This window comes from Parafrankia sp. FMc2, from assembly GCF_041008525.1.
GTDB lineage: Bacteria > Actinomycetota > Actinomycetes > Frankiales > Frankiaceae > Parafrankia.
In genome coordinates, this window is sequence record NZ_JBFLUG010000163.1 from 1 (window position 1) to 14,318 (window position 14,318).

10 protein-coding genes are annotated in these 14,318 nt (G+C 73.0%); 6 read left to right on the top strand and 4 right to left on the bottom strand.

Going from position 1 to position 14,318, the window contains the following annotated elements; all coding sequences use genetic code 11:
* Positions 1–192 precede the first annotated feature (192 nt).
* From AB1460_RS31535 to AB1460_RS31555, 5 genes are all read left to right on the top strand, one after another.
* The gene (locus AB1460_RS31535) at positions 193–3,054 is read left to right on the top strand and encodes an ATP-binding protein (protein ID WP_368965725.1); all 2,862 of its coding nucleotides are present in this window, start codon (positions 193–195) and stop codon (positions 3,052–3,054) included.
* Entirely contained in the window at positions 3,051–5,456 is a 2,406-nt protein-coding gene (locus AB1460_RS31540; protein WP_368965726.1) for a hypothetical protein, read from the top strand. The genes AB1460_RS31535 and AB1460_RS31540 overlap by 4 nt, the downstream gene beginning before the upstream one ends.
* 3 nt (positions 5,457–5,459) lie before the next feature.
* Entirely contained in the window at positions 5,460–6,695 is a 1,236-nt protein-coding gene (locus tag AB1460_RS31545; RefSeq protein WP_368965727.1) for a lytic transglycosylase domain-containing protein, read from the top strand.
* Positions 6,696–6,980: 285 nt separating this feature from the next.
* Positions 6,981–7,430: a hypothetical protein gene (locus AB1460_RS31550; protein ID WP_368965728.1), complete on the top strand. Its 450-nt coding sequence runs from the start codon at positions 6,981–6,983 to the stop codon at positions 7,428–7,430.
* Positions 7,431–7,637: 207 nt separating this feature from the next.
* Positions 7,638–8,837 (top strand): hypothetical protein, encoded by a 1,200-nt coding sequence (locus AB1460_RS31555; RefSeq protein ID WP_368965729.1) that lies wholly within the window; start codon positions 7,638–7,640, stop codon positions 8,835–8,837.
* Between the two features lie 101 nt (positions 8,838–8,938).
* On the opposite strand, the gene AB1460_RS31560 is transcribed toward AB1460_RS31555, so the two are convergent.
* The 4 genes from AB1460_RS31560 to fxlA form a co-directional block, all read right to left on the bottom strand.
* Positions 8,939–9,700, bottom strand: coding sequence for a thiopeptide-type bacteriocin biosynthesis protein (locus AB1460_RS31560; RefSeq protein WP_368965730.1), 762 nt, complete (start codon positions 9,698–9,700; stop codon positions 8,939–8,941).
* A gap of 18 nt (positions 9,701–9,718) precedes the next feature.
* Positions 9,719–10,792 (bottom strand): lanthionine synthetase C family protein, encoded by a 1,074-nt coding sequence (locus AB1460_RS31565; protein ID WP_368965731.1) that lies wholly within the window; start codon positions 10,790–10,792, stop codon positions 9,719–9,721.
* Positions 10,789–13,542: a lantibiotic dehydratase gene (locus AB1460_RS31570; protein WP_368965732.1), complete on the bottom strand. Its 2,754-nt coding sequence runs from the start codon at positions 13,540–13,542 to the stop codon at positions 10,789–10,791. The genes AB1460_RS31565 and AB1460_RS31570 overlap by 4 nt, the downstream gene beginning before the upstream one ends.
* Positions 13,543–13,648: 106 nt before the next feature.
* Positions 13,649–13,774: an FxLD family lanthipeptide gene (fxlA, locus tag AB1460_RS31575; protein WP_368965733.1), complete on the bottom strand. Its 126-nt coding sequence runs from the start codon at positions 13,772–13,774 to the stop codon at positions 13,649–13,651.
* A gap of 227 nt (positions 13,775–14,001) precedes the next feature.
* Here fxlA and AB1460_RS31580 point away from each other — a divergent pair.
* The coding region (locus tag AB1460_RS31580) for an IS110 family transposase (protein ID WP_368965734.1) at positions 14,002–14,318 on the top strand (317 nt) is incomplete at its 3' end.

The window sequence follows — 14,318 nt, forward strand, 5'->3', positions numbered from 1 at the left end:
CGCACGCCCGGCCCCCGCACGCCCGGCCCCCGCACGTCGGGCGGCACCGCATCCAGTGGTGGCACCGCGTCCGGCCACCTCCCCGCCGGCGCGACCCGGCCGCCGGAGGACCCCGGCCGGCCCTGGGCCGGACCCGCGGCTGGTATCGATAGCGGACCTGCTCACCCCGGCAGCCGGCGACGGGGCGCGGCGGTGAGCTGCCCCGCCCGGCACATCGCCGGCAACCTCGTGTGGACCGACCGGGGCAGCGTCCTGGCGGTCTGGCGCATCGTCCCGGTGACCTACGCCCACGCCTCACGCGCCGACAAACTCAAGCTCTTCCACGAGACCCGCGCGGTGCTCGCACAGCTGCGCGGCGAGGCGATGCTGCTGTCGCTGACCGTCCCGATCGACCCGGTCGCCACGGTGGAACGCATGGTCGCCGGCGTCGACCTGGAAACGCACCCCGCCTGGGTCGACGCCGCCGACGCGACCCTGGACCTGCTCGCCGACTCCGAGCTGTACGACCGGGTCCGGTTCCTGGTCGTGGACCTTCCCGCCCCCACCCTGCGCGCCGGGCTCACCGCCGCACTGGCAGCCGCGTCCACCCGGGTCACCGCCTCGTTCGGACTGCCCGCCACCCAACCCGGCGCCGCGGAGGTGCGCCGCCGCCGCCAGCAGGAAGCCGACTACTTCACCCGGTTCGGGTCCGCCCGCCTGCGCCGCGCCACCGCCATCGAAGTCGCCTGGATCTACGCCCGGGCGTGGCGACGCGGCCTGGGGGACCTGCCTCTCGACGGCCCCGACGCCGACCTGGCCCACGGCGACCCCGTCCACGACCCGGACCGGGCACGGTTCGCCGTCGAGGCACGTCTGCACGGCAACCGGCTCCGCGGCCCGGCGCTGACCGCCCTCGACGAGGCGGTCACCTTCGAAGGCGGGCAGCGCACCGAACGAGGCCGCCGCACCGGATGGGCCCGTACCGACGGGATCCACCGCCACGTGCAGATCAGCAGCGCGTTCGGCACCGGCTACCAGGCAGCCGGCGTCCTGGCCGACCTGCCCGACACGTTCACCTTCCCCGACGGGGCGGAGTGGTTCGCCGCCGCCGACGCGGTCGCCGACCCGGTCGACTGGTACGCCCGGCTGCGGGTCATCCCCAACGCCGACGCCAAACGCGGCGCGCGACGCAAGCTGCGCCAGCTCATCTCCCAGCAGTCAGAGTGGGCCGGGGAGAACGCCGGCCTGCCGACCAGCCTGGGCAAGGCCATCGACGCCCTCGACGACGAACAGGCCGAACTCGACGCCTCCTCCGACCCGCTGCTCGCCGCCAGCCTGGTGTTCTCCGTCGCCGCCGCCGACCGCGACGACACCGACCGGCAGATCAGCCAGCTCCAGGCCGTGTTCGCCGGTGGCGAGTACCGCCTGGCCCGCCCCATCGGCGACCAGGAAGCCCTCTACGAGGCAGGCAAGCCCGGCAGCCCGCTGCCACGGGTCTGCCGCGACTTCGAACAGATGATCACCCCGCGGCAGCTGGCGGCCGGCAACCCGTTCGCCGGCACCGACCTCGGCGACCCCACCGGCATCCTGTTCGGGGTCTCCCTCGACGGCGGCACCGTCCGCCCGGTCCTGCTCGACCCCGCCCGCGGCCCCGCCACCGACCGCTCCGGCTCGATCGCGATCACCGCCGCGCTCGGCGCCGGCAAGTCGTTCTCCCTGAAGTACCTGGCCTGGGCGACGCTGGCCCGCGGCGGCCAGTTCACCACCCTGGACCGCACCGAACACGGCGAATGGGTCCAGTTCGCCCGGGCCGCGCCCGGTGTCACCGAGATCGTCACCCTCACCGCGGACGCGCACATCAGCGTCGACCCGCTGCAGATCTTCGCCGGCGACGACGCGCTGCAGTACGCCACCGGGTTCCTGTGCCTGCTGCTCGGCATCGGCATCCAGGACGTCGAAGGCGACGTGCTGACCGCCGCCGTCAAAACCGTCCTCGCCGCACGCACCCCCCGCGCCGCCGGCGTGCTCACCGTCCTGGAGGAACGCGCCGCCGCCGAACGTGGACGCCGCCTCGGCGACGCCGCCGAACTCGTCGCCGGCCGGCTACGCGGCAGGATGAGCGAACGCCTGTCCCGGGTGATCTTCGGGGACGGCCCGCCGCTGCGACTGTCCCACGCCGACTCGGTGATCCTGTGGACCCCCGGACTCAAGCCCCCGCCGCGGGAGGTGCTGCTCTCCCCCGAACTGTCCCGCCGGCTGCTCGGCGAACAGCTCCTCGCCCAGGCGATGGTCTACCTCTCCGCCGCGATCATGCGCAAGATCGCGTTCACGGACCGGTCCCGGTTCGGTGCCATGTGCCTGGACGAGGTGTCGTTCCTGACCGCCTCGGTGGAAGGCGCCCAGCTCCTCGAGGAAGGGCTGCGCGAGTCACGGCGCGCGAACGCCGCGGTGTGGGTCGCCGCCCAGGACGTCGCCTCCCTCGGCGAACCACGCCTGCGGGCCCTCATCCCGATCCGCCTCGCCGGACGCCAGGGCAACCGCTACGCCGCCGAACAGGCCCTGGAACTGCTCGGCATGGACGTCGACGACGAGCACATCACCGCCCTGCAGGAGATCAACCCCGACCCCGCCCGCCAGCCGGAACGGGTCGGGGAGATGTACCTGCGGGACCTCGACGGCCGGGTCGGCTTCATCCAGGTCCTTCCCCCGCAGCTACCGGGCCTGCTCGCCAGCTGGGACAGCAACCCCCGCACCGCAGCCGCAGGCGAACGTCCGGCACCCCCCGGCGCCACCCAGGCAACCACCGCCGCGGGCCCGGCGCCCACCGCGGCGCCCTCCGGCGTCACCCCCGCACCAGCCCGGCGACCCGCACCCGCCCGACGATCCGCACCCGCACCCGCACCGGGAGCGGACCGGGCGTCCCCGGAACCGGCACCCGACGGCGCGTCCCCGACGCCGCGGCGCGAACGATCCGCCCGGCCCGCCGACGCCGACACCGACGTCCAGCCGGTCTCCCTCGCCGACCAGCTGACACTGGCCCCACCATGGCGTTCCGTGCCGCCACGGCGCCCATGACGGCTCCGCGCCGCCGGCGGCCACCGCCGCGGCGCCTGACCACCCTCACCATGATGATCTTCATCGTTCTTGTCGCGTGCGCCCCGGCAACCCGCGCGGATCCGGGCAGCGGCACGACGACGGACCAGCAGACCGAATCCACCCCACCGCCGGCCACGACCACCCCGCCCACGGCTGACACCGCCAGCCCGACGGGTACGGACGCCCCGGACACACCCACCCCCGCAGGCGATGCCGAGTCGACCCCCACCGCACAAACCCCCACCGACCCAGCCGTCGACGACGGAGACAAACCCCCCACCGGGATCGACGGGGCACTGTTCGGTGACGACCCCACCTGCGTCGCCGGCACACCCGTCGAGAGCCTGGACTGCGTCCCGATCGACCACTTCGACATCTGGTACGACGGCGGGCACGTCTGGTCCTACATCACCAAGGCCACCGGCCTGCTCACCCAGGTGACGTTCGGCGCCGACCGGCTCGCGATCCGGGCGTCCAACACCGTCCTGCTCGAAGCGCTCACGTTCGGCATCGCCGACTATCTGATCGACCCCGTCGAGCAGGTCGCCCACGACTACGAGAACAACATCCTGCTCCGGTTCGGTCTCCCCAGCCTGTTCCTGCTGCTGTCCCAGGCCTGGGCCGGCTACAAACTGGTCCAGGGGCGCATCGCCGGCGGCGTGTCCGAAGCAGTCACCGGCCTGGTCATCGCCACCTTCTCCGCCGGCATCCTCGCCACCCCGAGCACCACGATCCTCGGCGACACCGGACTGCTCGGCATGACCCGCGACCTGTCGCTGTGCGTCGTGGCCGCCAGCTCCGGCGGCTGCGACCCCGACCAGACCCCGACACCGGAAAGCCTCACCGCCCCCCTGGTCCAGAAGACCAAACAGGCGTTCATCATCGAACCGCACATGATCCTCAACACCGGCCGTGTCCTCGACGACCCCGCCCTCGCCCCCTGCCTGCGGGCCTACCGGGCAGCGCTCGAAGGCGCACCGTGGGACACCGAAGACTGGCCCCGTCGCTTCCTGCGCGACGGCGGCGACGCCTGCGCGGCGCTCGCCGAGTGGAACAAGAAGATGACCCCCGAGCGTCTCCTCGGCGCCGTCCTGGTCGCCCTCGCCGCCCTGTTCTTCTTCCTGTTCGTCCTCGTGCTGTGCGGAGGGCTGTGCGTCGCCCAGCTCGCCCTCGCGATGCTGGGCTGCCTCACGTTCTTCGCGACCGCGTTCGGGCAGATGCCCGGCCTGGGCCGAGCCATCCTGTTCCGCTGGGCCAGCGGCATCCTGCGCGCCCTGCTCGCCGTCCTGCTCACCATCGTGTTCCTGTCCCTCTACCTGCTGCTACTCCAAGGGACTCTGGCCAGCACCGACGGCAGCCCGATGGCAATCCGCTTCGGCCTGATCGACCTGCTGGTCCTCGCCTCGTTCCTGTTCTTCCGCCGGGCCCGTCGTGCCACCGACCGCATCTCCGACCAGTTCGGCCGCCGCCTCCAACGCCTCCAACCCGGCTCCCAGTCCCCCACCGCCTCCTGGATGCGCCCAGCCGCCTCCGGCGGCGGATACACCCCCGCGGAGCTGTGGAACGAGGGCCGCGGAGACGTCCGCGGCGCCCTGCGACCCATGGAACTGGCACACAGCATGCTGCTCTGGCGCGGCGGACGCCGCCGCGGACGTGGCGGCCTGCTCCGCGGCCGTGCCCGACCCGCCGCGGCAGCGGCCGCGGCCGCTGCAGGCCCGCGAGGCCACGGCGGCCACGGCGGGTCAGCGTCCCCCGCCGCGCCGATGTCGCGGGCCGCCCGGCTGCGCACCCGACTGGGACAGACCCGCCCCGTCCGGGCGGCGAAGCTCGGCTGGCGGGTGGGCCGCACCACCGCCGCCTGGACGGTCGGCGCGCCTGTCACCTATCCCCGCGCCGCACGTAAGACCGGCGCCGCGGCCCGCGCGGCGGGAAGCGCGGTCGCCGACGCCTACTATGACGGCCGCCGCGCGGCGCTCACGTCTCTCGACAGCACCCGCGACTACGCGCGCACCTACCGGCAGAATCTCGCTGCGCTCCGCCATGCGCCGGGCTACTTCCTGCGCGCGCCGAGCCACGTCCGCCGCCTACCGGGACGCCTGTTCGACCGCGGCGTCAACCGGTTCACCGAACCGCACCGCATCGCCGAACGGGTGAACGCCGGCGCCTACACCCCGCCACCGCCACCGCCTGCTCCCGATCCCGCGGCGCGGCCCTCCCGACGCCGACCTGCGGGGCCGCGAGCCCGGCCGGCTCGACCGGCTCGACCGGCCAGGCCCCAGTACGACCCCACCGCCCGGGTGAACCCCCAGCGGCTGCGCCAGCAGGCCTCCCGTCAACCTCCGGGCGTGGTGCCGCGTGCGGTTCGCCGCCGCCGGCGGTAGCAGGTGGCGGCACCTGTAGTCGCGGCGAAGGTCGCCCAGGCCGCTGCCAGCCGCCTGGTGCGACGCCGGATCCGCAAGGAGGCACTACGCCAGGCACGGCGAGCCGTCGCCCGCACCGGCCGGCGAGAATCCGGCACCTGGCGCTGGTGGCTACTCGGCCTCCTCGTCCTGAGCCCCGCCGGACTGCTCGTCACCACCGCCCTGATGATCACCGTGGTGGCGGGTGGTGGGGCTGCCTCGCAGACGCCCACCGGGCTCGGTGGACTGGACGGCCTGGGCGCGGGCCCCGCCACGGTCGAGGGCATCCCCGGGCCGGTCCTGGACGCCTACCGCCAGGCGCCGACCTACGCCGCCCGCTTCGCGCCCCGGTGCGCGGGGGTGCGCTGGTCGATCGTCGCCGGGATCGGCTTCGTCGAATCCCGCCACGGCGGCGGCCGACCCATCGACCCGAACGGGGACCTGCACACCGCACCGATCATCGGCATCCCCCTCGACGGTGCGAACGGCACCGCGCGGATCGTCGACAGCGATGCCGGCCGTTTCGACGGGGACCGCACCTACGACCGGGCTGTCGGCCCCATGCAGTTCATCCCGAGCTCGTGGCGGGCGATGGGCCGCGACGGCAACGGCGACGGCACCGCCGACCCGCACAACATCTACGACGCGGTGGCCGCGGCGGTGGTGCACCTGTGCGGCACCAGACCGGCAGACCTCGCCGACCGCGAGACGCTCGCCGCCGCCCTCCACGGCTACAACGCCAGCCGCAGCTACGTCACCGGGGTCCTCGCCCAGATCGACCGCTACGACCAGGCCGCCGCCGCATCCGCCCCCACCGGGCAGGACGGTCGCTCGTCGACCGCGCAGACCTACACCCAGATCATCGGCCTGATCGCCGGATCAGCCGTGCCCTACGGGGTCACCGACACCCGCCGCACACCCACGCCCGGCGACCGCTTCAGCTACCACCACCGCGGCCAGGCCGTGGACTTCGCGCTGCCCCCGCAAGGCGCCCGGGACACCCCGGCGCTGCTGGCCATCAACCGGTTCTTCGCCCGCTACGCCCCCGGCCTCACCGAACTGATCTACACCGGGCCCGGGGCCATCTGCGTCAGGAACGGCACGGTCGTACCCTGCGCCGCCGCCTCCTGGGGTGCTGAGACCGTCGCCGACCACCACGACCACGTCCACGTCGCCGCCACCCCGGAGGCGCTGCGCCGCCTCGGGATCGAAGCCGGCTGATGCGTGGCCCTCGAGGCCGGTCGACCCGACCCTCACATGGCGCCCCACCTGGTGCCGTACATGGCGCCCCGCGTGGTGCCGCACATGGCGCCGCGCGTGGTCCGACACGGCAGGGACGAGAACCGAACGTGCAGGTCAGACCGGGTAGGCAACGATGCCAGCCGCATCCGACATGTCTTATCTGCCGGGACCTCACCTGGGTGAGGGCGCGACGGTCCTGCGGGCAGCGCAGACCGTCGCCAGAAAAGGCGGGCGCCGCAGGCGCTCCGATCGGAGGTAGTAGAGATGACCCTGCTGGTAGGCGTGAGCGCGGCGGTAGCGGTGATCGCGGCGGCCGTCGCCGTCGTGATCGCGGTCGCCCGGCATCGGGCTGAAACCCATCTACTGGCATCACGACACGCCGTACACCTCATTCCCACCTCCACCTTCGATCCCGACATGGCGGACATCGTCCAGGCCACCTCCCTGCTGACGGCCGTCCGGCCGGCCGTCAGCCTGGCGCCGCGGCGTGCCGCGGCGCTGCGGATCCGGTTCGTCAGCCGCCCCGGTGGGCGGATCTCGATGGAGATCGCGGTGCCCGCCAACGCGCTGTCCCTGGTCGAGCAGGGCAGCTACCGCAACGTCGAGCACCGCCGCGTGCCCTACGGCACCCCGGCGGGAGCCCCCGTGGACGACCACGGCGACCCGGGGGCGATCCGCCTGTGGGAGGACCCCGACGACACCGCCGGCCGGTAACAGCCGCTCCCCCGGCGGGCAGGCCTGCCGTCCCGCGGGCCAGGGGGGTGAGGTCTCCCCGGGGGTGGTCTCTCCTTTGCGGTCGGGTGTCCCTCGGGGGCGGCCCGTCAACCACTTCTAGAATACCACGCTGCGTGGTATTCTAGAAGTGGTTGAGCTTCTCGCCAAGCCACTCCCCCCAGGAGTCGGCGAGTGAAGGGCGGACGCATGTCCCCGACCGTCCCCACCCAGACCACCGACCCGCTGCCGCGGTGGACCCCACCGGCGCCCACCGATCTCCCGAACTGGCGCGCCCGCCTGTGCGACAGCGCCTACGCCCCGGTGAGGATCGCGGGCCTGATGAGCGCACTCGGGCAGGGTCGCGGCAGCCTCGTACCGCTGGGCCCGCGTGAGACCCCCTGGTCGCTGCCGCGGATCGCCGCCGAACTCGACGCCGCCGAGACCCGCAGGCTGGCCGCCGCCACCCTGTTCCACGTCACCGCGGACATGACCGCGCTGGCACTCTCGGCCGCCACCACACCACCCACCGAGCAGGCCCGCGGCGACCGGCTGCCGGCCCCGGGCGGCTTCATGCTCTTCGAGGAGCCAATCGGCAGCTACACCATCGACCTGCGGGACACCATGGCCGCCAGCGGCCTGCACCCCGCCGCCGCCGCGCTGCGCACTTCCGTGCCCATCGTCGCCGTCTCCTGGTCGCTGTGGGACACCCACGACGAGGCACGGTGGACCATCTCCACCGAGGACGGTCGGCGTGAGCTCCTGTCCCCGCAGGTACGCGGAGTGTGGATCACCTTCTACACCGCGACCGGGAGCGGTCTGGCCGCCCTCCCCCAGGACATCGTCGTGGCAGTGGACGCCGACGGTGTCCCCCTCACCGCCGACCAGATCACCCCGCGGCGTCTCCTTGGCCCGTTGACCTGGGACGACGAGATGATCATCCCGTTCGGTGCGTCTTTCCCCGCCGCCGCCGCCCACAGCCCCGCCCACTGGGCGCAGGTCGTCTATACCGCCTGGCAGCTGATCATCCAGCGGTCAGCCCGCCGACCGCTCACCGCCGTCGATCTCATGCCCCGCGACCGGGCCGGCCGTCGCCGCGACGCCCGCGCCCGGATCACGACGGGTGACGTGCGGGTCGTGCGGGTCCATCCCGCGCACCGCCCCACCGACGAGGCGGCGCTGCACGACCGGGCCGGGTCCACTGGCCGGGACGTCCCCCTGTGGACCCACCGCTGGCCGGTGGCGCCCTACCGGCGTAGCACCTGCCTGAACCCGCGGCTGCACGCCGACGGTGGATGCGAGCACGCCGAGCAGATCGTCGCCGCCCACCTCAAGGGCCCGGCCCATCTGCCGCTGCGCACCCGGCCCACCGTCCACCTCTGGGACGCCCCGCCCCCCAACGCGTGTTGATCGGGGCGGCGGGGATGGTGGTGACGAGCCGGCCACCGGGGCGCAGCGCGGCCAGGCAGCTCCGGGGGATGGAGGCGCTGGCGTGCGGCCGTCTCCGTCGGTCAGTCGGGGCGTTCGAAGACAGCGTTCTGTGCTGCCCGCGCGAGTGTGGCCTGTGTCGTTGCTGTGAGCCCGAGCCGGTTCCAGTGAAAGATCACGTGTAGTGCGATGACTGCGCGTATCCCCCGCGTGAGCGTGCCGTCTTCTCGCAGGGCTCGGAGTGTTCTACCGGTTTCCTCGAAGGCGGTGAGCCACTCGCGGCTGATGAGGTCTGCGCGGGCGTTGCCGAGGAGAAGGTGGCGGACGCTGCCGGTGATGGATGCCCATGCCTGCGGGGCGGGGGGCGGGTCGGCCAGGTCGGGGCGCTGCTTGGCGATCCGTGCCCACACGTCGCCCTGCTCGTTGATGTCCAGTCCGGCGGCGCGCATGAGGGCGGTGCACAGCACGAGGGAGTGTTCCCGCCGGTCGGTGGGGTCGTGGTGCAGGTAGGTGAGCAGGTGGTGGCTGTCGTGGTGGAACAGCGTGTGCGCGGCGTGCATGCTGCCGGGGCCGCCGAAGGCGTGGACTTCTGGTTCGTAGATGTCGCTGGTCCAGCTGACCCCGTCGGTGAGCAGAAGCCGGAGAGAGTCGACGTCGGCGTTCCCCGCGACCTGGTAACGGATGCGCCAGGGGCCTTTGCGAATGAAAAACCAGGCAGTGATGAGGCCGTGTGCCTCGGCCGTCGGGAGGACGCGGCTGAGGTGGTCGACGGCTTGGTGTTCGCGTTGGTGACGGGCCGGGCTGGGCCAGGCGATGTTCACCTGGGCCCAGGGTGTCGTGTCCACGGGTCGGGCCTTTCGCGGTCAGGAGAGCAGGAGGCAGGCGTCCCACGAGGTCGTGGTCCCGGTGGTGGCCAGGTCGGCGCCGGCTGAGCCGTCAAGGAATCCGGTGGGTTCGTCCGCTGTAGCGGTGGTGTGCTGGTGCAGGTGCGCCAGCGGTCCGATCGGGATCGGGATGAGTGCGTCGGCGACGATCCGGCGTGCGGCCGTGAGGAGTCCTGCTGTTCCGTGGCACAGGCTGCGGTCGGTGAGGCGGCCGAGCTGGGTCGGGTCGGTGATGCTGGCGGCGAACGAGGTTTCGGCGTTGCGCTGGCGGCTGAGATCGCCGAGGGCGCGGGCTGCGAGCTGCTGGGCGCGGGCAATGCCAGGGGCTCCGTAGCACCACGACGGCCGCAGGGGGCCGGCCTGTGCGGGCTCGCCCCGTTCGACGTCGGTGCGGGTGATGGTCTGCGGCCACCACGTGGTGGCGTTGCCGGTGTGCTGCTGCCAGCTGTCCAGCCACCGGAGGATCTGCGTGATCGCGTCCGTGTGGCCGGTGACGTGGACGCCGTCGAGATAGGCGAGGGCCAGGAGCGCGAGCGGTCCGGTGATGCCGTGGGCGATCCCATGGTTGCCGTGTCCGCCCGGGACCGGTCGGCTGCGCTGGGGTCCGTGGGAGCACCACCAGCCGGGTAGGCCGTCGATCGGTTCGGTGAGACGTACCAGGTAGGCGAGTACGTTGCGGAGCAGGTCGAGGTCTCTGATGCGGCGGAGCGCGACCCCGAGTCCGGTCAGGCCGCGGATCAGGTCGTACTCGGCGTACGCCGGCCGCTGGTGCCGGTCGATACGGCGGTGGGCGGTTTCCAGGCGGCGGCGTGTGACGGTCGCGGTTCCCGCGGCGGCGGTCGCCTTCGCACGGGTGAGCCCGGCGTGCTCGGAGGCGGTGAGGACGAACGCGAGGGCGGGCGCGCCGTAGTAGAGGCTGGCGGATTCGGCGACGCTGACACCATCGGCGACGGCCTGCTCCAGCACCGCACGGGCTGCGGGCCAGTCGCCGGTTTCCAGGTGTAGCAGGGCGATACCCGCCGCTCCTTCGGCGAGGGACTGCCCGGCCGTCACGATGCCCACCGGGCGAGGTCGGTCTGAGCGACGGTGCGGGCCAGGCGCAGGCAGTGCCGCTCGGACACGGCGTCCACGCCGATCATGCGGGCGTGATGCAGGTGCAGCAGGTCGGCCAGCAGCTGGCCGGTGTCCAGCCCGTCGGCGTCGGTGAGGGTTCGGTAGGTGGCCAGTGCGGTGGCGAGGGTGGCGTCTTCGTAGGGCTGGCGGGCGCCCGCGAGTTGGACGGGGTCCAGTCGAGGGCCGCGGTGGTGGGGCACGTGGTCGGCGAGCCAGCGGGCACCGTCACCGGTGAACCCGTGCGCGATGGTGCGTATCCCCGCCGCGGTGGCGGCCTGCCGGTCCCCGGACAGCCGTCCGAGGGCGGCGCGGGAGTCGGCGGCGAACACCGCCTCGGCCGCGGTGAGGGTCGGCCCGTGTCCCCAGCGGGTCTCGGGCCGGTAGGTGGCCAGCGTGTGGTCGGCCAGCAGTCCGTCGTTCTGCAGCTGCTCCGCCCAACTGGCGAGGTCGTGAGCAACGTCGGCGAAGTGGGCCGGGGCACGTAGCGGGATGCGGAGCCGGAGATGGTTCTTGGGGTGGGGGTAGCGCAGGAACCACCAGCCTGCGGGGAGGGCCGGAAGGTCGGCCAGACGTGCGAGGAGGTGGTCGGCAGGTCCGAACAGGCGGACGTCCAGCCAGCTCGACCGGCCGGGTCGGTGGACGAGGGTGCTGACCGGCCGGGCGGGCCGGGGGGCCGGATGACGGGCTGGCGGGGTGCGGGTGAGGGTGAGCAGGAGTTCGGCGGGTCTGCCGTCGATCCAGCCCGCTGGCCCGGGCGCCTCGGTGAGGACGGCGTGGCCATGTCGGTCGAGGTGACGGCGCAGCATCGCGAGGTGGGCGTTCTCGTCCAGGTCGAGGCGCAGGCGGATGTCGTCGTCGCCGATCATCACCATGCCCGGCAGCCGATGGCGTTCGTGGTGCCGCCACCAGGTGTCTCGCCACACCCGCCACGACGCGGTGCGGGCCGGCAGTGACGTCGCCGGGATGGTCCAGCGGGCTGGGTGCAGGACGGAGCGGCCGCGCCGGACCCGCGGCAGGAACGGCAGAGCGCGGGCGTTCCCCCAGTCGAACCGGGCGCAGGGAGCCGTCCACGCTGTCCAGATCTCTGCGAGAAACCGGACGAGCGGCTGTTGGCCGCTGGGCATGAGCACGCAGTTGAGCAGCAGCGGCTCGACCGGTCGTCCGGTGGCCCGCGACACGAGCCACAGCCGCCGGCCGTCACCGGCCACCGCCAGGTCCTCGACCGTCCACGGCGGAGCGGGGTGGAAGTCCCCGACGGGCAGCACCGGCAGGAGTTCCGGTGCGCGGGCGACCGAGGTCAGCCGGGTGTCCAACGCAGGCGCGGACAGCTGCACGGAGTCCGCCCCGGGCAGAGCGGTCGGCAGGCCCGCATAGACGGCGCGGAAGCGCTCCCGTTCGGCGGGCGTGAGCAGGTGCAGGAAACGGGCGGCTGCGACACCGGCGTGCCGAGCCCCACTCACCACCGTCAACGTGAACCCGCCACTTTCAAGATCGCGTGGAGTTGCGGCGGAGAGGGTGAACCGGAGCTCTGTGTGCGGGATCGGCGGCCGGTCGTCGTCTCCGCGCAGCGAACCGATCAGATCATCGTCGAGGAGCACCTCGGCGCAGCCATCCAGGGCGGACTGCTGGGCGAGCGAGGCGAGCAGCCTGTCGCGGGCGGTGAACGGAGCCGGAGCAGGGCGGCCCGAGCCCCGATAGCCGGCGGGAAATCCGAGAACCCGCAGCACATCGAGCAGGGGCACGGCAGCGCCCGGACCCCACCGCTCCAGGAACGCGCCATGGTAGGCAGCCCATCCGGGCAGGTGCGGCGCGACGGCGACGAGCGCGCAGGCCGCTTCCTGCGCCTCGCGGACCACTGTCGGCGGCAGCGTCACCGCGCAGTCGACCCGCAGATCCATCGCGGTCCTGACGCCCGGGTCGGGAAGGACGAGGTGACGAGCGAGGTGCGCCGCGGGCTCGGTCACGGTCATCGGCGTTCGGACCGCCGACAGCAGCACCCGCGCCCGCACCAGAGCGGCCAACAGGCGTTCCGCCGCCGCCGTGTCGCCTTCCTGCTCGCCGGCCAGCGCCCTTGCCAGTTCCCCGAAACCGATCGGGGTCTTCGCCGTCTCGACCGCCCTGCGCAGCGGGTCGGTCAGCGTGAGCTCGACATCCCACGCCCGGTCACCGTCGACCCGGGCACACGGCAGCACCCAGATCTCACCCCGGCGATATCCCAGCGGGTTCGTCACGACCGCGACCGTGCGCAGCGTCGCCAGATCCCGCTCGACCACCGCCGTGTACTCGGCGATGTAGCCGTCGTCGGGACGAACCGCTGTGTGGTGCCGCTCTCCCCAGCGGACCGCCGCCCGGGGCCCGAGCTCCACCGGTGCCACGCCGGCGAACCCGCCGAAGGGCGTCGCACGAGTCGTCCACCTCAGCAGATAGCGGACCACTGCCCCCACCAGCGGTCGCAGTCGGCGCAGGTCCGCGGCCTCACCAGCAACAGCGCGGGCGACCTGGGCGGCCAGGTCGGGAGCGGCCAGCCCGACGGCCGAGCCGAACTTCGGTAACGCCCACACCTGCCGCAGCCACGCCAGCCATTCGTCAGGCTGCTCCTGATCCACGGCCAGATCGGGCCAGGCCGGCAGCCGTAGATCCTGGGGATAGGAGGCGGCTCTGATCAGGGCCGCCTCCGCTGCTTCGAACATCTCTCCTCCCGCGTTTCCGAATGCTGGCGAAGGAGGTGGCTCGCCCCGTCGGTCGCCGGCCTGGCGCAGGCCGGCGACCGACGGAGCGCGTGGTTCGTGGAGAACGTCAACCCGAGCAGGCGTCGGAGCCGGTGTTGCCCGAGCCGCAGTTGTCGTCGGTGCTGGTGGCGTGGCCGCTCGCGACCGTGCCGGCGTCGACCAGGTTCAGGTCCAGCTCGTACTCGTCGTCCATCAGGGGGTTCCCTAAGGTCGAAGGTGTCTGGGGTTGGTGCCCCGGATGCCCGGGACGACGGGGTGTGGCTGATCAGGTGGTTGCCGCACGGTGGCTCGAAAGGAATGGCCGCCCTGTCGTTCTGGACGCCCTGGCCGCTGATTCAGATCTGCTGCGGACCGTCGCTGTTTAGGGACCTGCTGGCGGGGCTGTCCGTGGGGTTGACCTGCGACAACAGGAGATCGGGCGTGGAGGATCGGCCGCTGGTCTGGGTCGGCATCGATGTGGGCAAGGCGACGCATCACGCGTGTGCGCTGGACCCGGCCGGCAAGGTGGTGTTCTCGCGGAAGGTCGCCAATGACCAGGCCGCGATCGAGCAGCTCGTTGCCCGTGCCGGGCAGGCCGCCGGCGAGGTGCGCTGGGCGATCGATCTGACCGGCAGCGCCGCGGCGCTGCTGATGGCGGTGCTGGTGGCGAGCGGGCAGCAGGTGGTCTACGTGCCCGGCCGGGTCGTCAACCGGATGACCGGGGTGTTCCGCGGGGAGACCAAGTCCGACGCCAAGGA

What these genes read in the sequence shown, in the direction of transcription:
- AB1460_RS31570 (WP_368965732.1), bottom strand. Translation starts at nt 13,542, where the DNA reads ATGTTCGAAGCAGCGGAGGCGGCCCTGATCAGAGCCGCCTCCTATCCC.
- AB1460_RS31540 (WP_368965726.1), top strand. Translation starts at nt 3,051, where the DNA reads ATGACGGCTCCGCGCCGCCGGCGGCCACCGCCGCGGCGCCTGACCACC.
- AB1460_RS31550 (WP_368965728.1), top strand. Translation starts at nt 6,981, where the DNA reads ATGACCCTGCTGGTAGGCGTGAGCGCGGCGGTAGCGGTGATCGCGGCG.
- fxlA (WP_368965733.1), bottom strand. Translation starts at nt 13,774, where the DNA reads ATGGACGACGAGTACGAGCTGGACCTGAACCTGGTCGACGCCGGCACG.
- AB1460_RS31555 (WP_368965729.1), top strand. Translation starts at nt 7,638, where the DNA reads ATGTCCCCGACCGTCCCCACCCAGACCACCGACCCGCTGCCGCGGTGG.